The following is a 247-nucleotide window of genomic DNA, read 5'->3' as shown; positions in this document are numbered from 1 at the left end:
CAGCTATCTGTGGTCAGAGGTGCTGGATGCGGATACGGTGGACTGGTTCAATGAACAGGGCGGTCTTGTTCCGGAGGCTGGTCAGCGTTTCCGCAAAATGATTTTGTCGCGAGGCGGATCCATCGATTACATGACTGCCTACCGGGATTTCCGGAGCCGCGATAAGGACGTCACCCCATTATTGCGCCGGCGTGGACTGGTCTAAACACAATAGAAAAGCAATGGGCACATACTAGGAACGCAGCAC

General features: G+C 54.3%; 1 protein-coding gene. It reads left to right on the top strand.

Features of this window, described 5'->3' with window-relative positions; all coding sequences use genetic code 11:
* Positions 1 to 205 (top strand): M3 family metallopeptidase (locus AC0IXR_RS25135; protein WP_471762609.1); only part of this gene is annotated, 205 nt, incomplete at its 5' end.
* Positions 206 to 247 lie beyond the last annotated feature (42 nt).

It is taken from the genome of Methylobacterium sp. AC832 (genome assembly GCF_979256025.1).
Note: the sequence above shows the minus strand (reverse complement) of the source record. Positions and strands in the feature narration are given on the sequence as shown.